Annotated in this window: 3 protein-coding genes; 2 read left to right on the plus strand and 1 reads right to left on the minus strand. The window is 64.2% G+C overall.

Annotated features, from left to right (window positions below):
• On the plus strand, positions 1-381 hold a 381-nt coding region (locus WBA11_RS14145; RefSeq protein ID WP_424521316.1), incomplete at its 5' end, for a putative colanic acid biosynthesis acetyltransferase.
• Positions 378-1,223, plus strand: a complete 846-nt coding sequence (locus WBA11_RS14150) for a glycosyltransferase family 2 protein (RefSeq protein WP_424521317.1) — start codon at positions 378-380, stop codon at positions 1,221-1,223. The genes WBA11_RS14145 and WBA11_RS14150, both read left to right, overlap by 4 nt.
• A gap of 57 nt (positions 1,224-1,280) precedes the next feature.
• Here WBA11_RS14150 and WBA11_RS14155 read toward each other — a convergent pair.
• Positions 1,281-3,820: hypothetical protein (locus WBA11_RS14155; RefSeq protein ID WP_424521318.1), on the minus strand; the 2,540-nt coding region annotated here is incomplete at its 5' end.

Consider the following 3,820-nt stretch of genomic DNA (forward strand, 5'->3'; position numbering starts at 1 on the left):
GTCCACGTCCACAACTCGACGCGCGTGACCATGCCCTGGAACTTGACGCTGGGAGCGTGGGCCGCCGTGGGCGAGGACGTCCTCTTGTACAACCTCGGGCGGATCACGATCGGCGAGCGGGCCACCATCTCGCACCGGGCTCACCTGTGCGCCGGCACGCACGACTACCGCCGGCCGGACCTCCCGCTCCTCAAGCCCCCAGTTACTGTCGAGGCCCAGGCCTGGGTCTGCGCCGACGCGTTCATCGGGCCGGGCGTGACGGTGGGGGAGGGAGCCATCGTCGGCGCCGCCGCCGTCGCCACGCGCGACGTTCCCGACTGGACCATCGTGACCGGGAACCCTGCTGCCGAAGTCAAGCGCCGCCAGTTGATCTCGCCATGACCCTGACCCCCGCGCCCGTCTCCGTCCTCATCCTGACCTACAACGAAGAGGACAACCTGCCGCGTTGCCTCGACTCGGTCGCCTGGGCCGACGACGTGCTGGTGGTCGACTCGTTTAGCACTGACCGGACAGTCGAGGTCGCGCGCGCCCATGGCGCGCGAGTGCTCCAGCGTGGCTTTGATACGTTCGCTGGCCAGCGCAACTTTGGCATCGACCAGGGCGAGCTCCGCCACGACTGGGTGCTCCACCTCGACGCCGACGAGGTGGTGCCGAGCGCGCTCCGCGACGAGTTGCTGGACGTCGCTCGGACCGGAGTGAAACCGGCCTACCGCGTGGCCTCCCGGATGATGTTCCAAGGAAAGTGGCTCCGGCACGCGGGTATGTACCCGGCCTACCAAGTGCGGTACGGCCGCCGCGACCGTCTGCGGTTCAAGCAGGTTGGGCACGGCCAACGTGAGGACCTCGAGCCCGAGGACGTGGGCACGCTCCAGCACGACCTTGAACACTACTCGTTCTCGAAGGGACTCCACGAGTGGTTCGCCAAGCACAACTGCTACTCGTCCGACGAGGCAGCGGAGGCGCTCGGTCAGTCGGGAGACGCCATTGACTGGGCCGCGCTAGCGGCACCAGACCGGACGCGCCGCCGTCGTGCGCTCAAGACCCTCGCGGCCCGGATGCCGATGCGGCCGTCGCTGCGGTTCTTCTACATGTACGTCCTGCGCCGCGGCTTCCTGGACGGTCGCGCTGGCCTGAGCTACTGCCGCCTGCTCTCGACCTACGAGGCGATGACCGTCGCCAAAGAGCGCGAACTCCGGCTCCGCCAGCGCGGCGTCTCCATCTAGAACGGCGGCAGCTCACTTCAAGGCGTTTGGCGACCCTAGATACGGCTCGACGGGACGCTACTCCGGAAATGTCACGTCGCTCGGGATCGGTCGGATCGCCGCCGTCCAGTCGGCACTCACGGGGTTCGTCCCGCTGAACGCGAGCCGGAGGATGGGCTCGTACTTGTCCCCAACGTCTTCCCACCCGACAAAGCGCCCCGCGTCGCGGCCGCTGACGGTCACGTAGGAGAGATCCTGCGGCGCGTAGAACAGGTTGGGATCAACGTCAACGTAGCGCGTGCCGTCGCTTGCGCGCGTGAGCGACCTCGATGAGAGCGTGCCTGTGGCCTCGCTTGCGCGGTTCCCGACGGTGACGCGCTCGAAGTATTGGAGCCGACCACTCTCCCGGCTGATGCCCACGTCATTATTAGTGTCGCGCCACTCGCTCAAGCCGACGTCCCGCCAGAACACTCGGTACCGAGAGGCTACAGCCGGATCAGCTGGGTCTAGCCGCTCCGCCTTCACTGGGGCTACAACGCCTGTGAATCGGGCTCTTTGAACGAACACGTCGAGCGTAACGTCGGGATCCGGCGTCAGCCGGATTTGCACAACCTCAGGCGTTCGCACACCTGCCCCAGAAACTCCACCACCCACGTCGTAAAACGTAGCGACATGCCCGTCTCGGAAGGGGCTGAGCGAAATTCCTTGGCCGTTGGCGGCTCCTGAGAAAGAGCCAACGTTGCTAGCGGACGAACGCAGCGCCCTGGAGGCTAGGAATGAGCGGACTTGACCCTCTTCGACCACGACGTCCTCCAGTGTGAACTCGGCTCTTTCGAGACGTTCTGAGCTTCCGCCACCCACGAGGGACACGGGATCATCGCCTTCCACCTTGAGAGTCACCCCGCGGATCGATAGGGGGCCTGTGTCATAGCGAACGAGGGTGCTTCTTGGGCGGAAGTCGCTGGAGAGCTCGAACCGTAGGTTCTCGATGACGGCTTGGTCCCCGAAGTAATACCCTCGACTCGCCTCCTCGTTGTAGAGGTCACTGGCCGGGATCCCATCGTTCCTATGGCCGATAAGTGTCTCGGGACGGCGGTCTCCTAGCCCGAACTGCGGGTTCCGGACCAACTCTCGGAAGACGACGTCCCGGTAGTGCCCTTGCTGGAATGGGACGTAACCCGCCCAGGCATAGCCGTAGAGTTCGATTCGATCGATCGTGGTGCCCTCTTCTGTGAACACCCGGTACATGAAGTGATTCCTCCTCGAGTTGCCGAGCCGGATATCGTGACTGCCACCAAAATGGATAGGCTCACCGCTGAGCATTAGGTTTCCGCCATAATCATGGATGTGGACATTTTGGAGGCGGGCGTTCGAGCCAGCTTTAGTGTCGGCGTGCTGGTCTGAGGCTGCGAATCCGTTCCAGTGAGGAGTGTTCTGTAGCATCTCCTCCAGCCGGTTCCACCACGACCCATCCGCCCCTCCGCTCGCTACCATGTACTCAGCTGTGAACACGTACTCGTTCTCGGCGAGGTTGCCATCAAGCTCGATATCCACGACCCGGTTCAGTTGGGATTGGCGCCCATGTCTCAGCACAACCTTCGGATCTGAACTGGCTACCAAGTGATCGCGCGGAGTTCGGTCAACGAGGTATGCAGAGTCAACATGGTTCTGTTTGACAGCCCAGTAGTGCCATGGGGCCCCCTTGAGGACACGTAGACCTTGTCCGTCGCGGACGCCATCCTGCTGACCCTTCAGAACCACCCGGTCCTGGAGCTCGATCGCGCGAGCGTAGCCATACATCCCGTTCAGGACAACGTAGTGCTCGCGTTCGGTTTGAGCGGCCGCGGCCTCGGCAGCGTTAATGGCGCTCGCCAACCTGTCCGTAGCGTCATAGAGAGGGTCTCCAGCGACGATACCGCTGGAGCGAGCCCCGGGACTTGGCGGCGCCGACTCGTCGGGTGTCCAGTTGGCCGGGTATGCGAGGGCGCCCCACCACTCGGGCCGCACGTAATCGGCGGTCGAGACGCCTTCGAGGACGACCGGCTCCACGACACGCTCGATCCGGAGAGTCGACGTTGGGTACCGGTACGTTCCCCGAAGGCTGTTTGACCCTGTCAGTGCTCTGGCATAGTCTCGTAAGCCACCCGGAATGATCAGGCGTCCTGTCCTCGTGTTAAGGAGGGGTTCGCCCGCAACATTGCCGCGGCCTGAGGCATGCCCATGGAGCGCTGACGCGTCCAGAAAGTCGTCCGCCTCAGGGCCATAGATCAGCCGGAACGAGTCAAATACAATGCCCTCGTCGCTGGGACCATCGTACAAAAACTGTTCGGCGCCGAGCCCCGTGGCCGTCGCGAGTTCAGTGTGCTCGTCCGGAACAAAGACGGTGCCGCCGTCCGTTGAGGCCCCCGACTCCGTCACCTCGAAACGTCCACCTCGAACCGGGTCGGTGACTACGATCGAATCCCCAGACGCGAGTGAAGGGAGAGCCATGGCGTCCTCGATGGTGGCGACGCGGTACGTCTGACGGCCGGTCGGTGGCGTCCCATAGCGAAGTGTGGCCGCGGCATCGAGGTGGACGCGGTAGCCCTGGCCCGGCTCGATGGTGGCGAGCGCGGGGT

Origin of the sequence: Rubrivirga sp., from assembly GCF_049648075.1 — a bacterium.
Taxonomy (GTDB): Bacteria; Bacteroidota; Rhodothermia; order Rhodothermales; family Rubricoccaceae; genus Rubrivirga.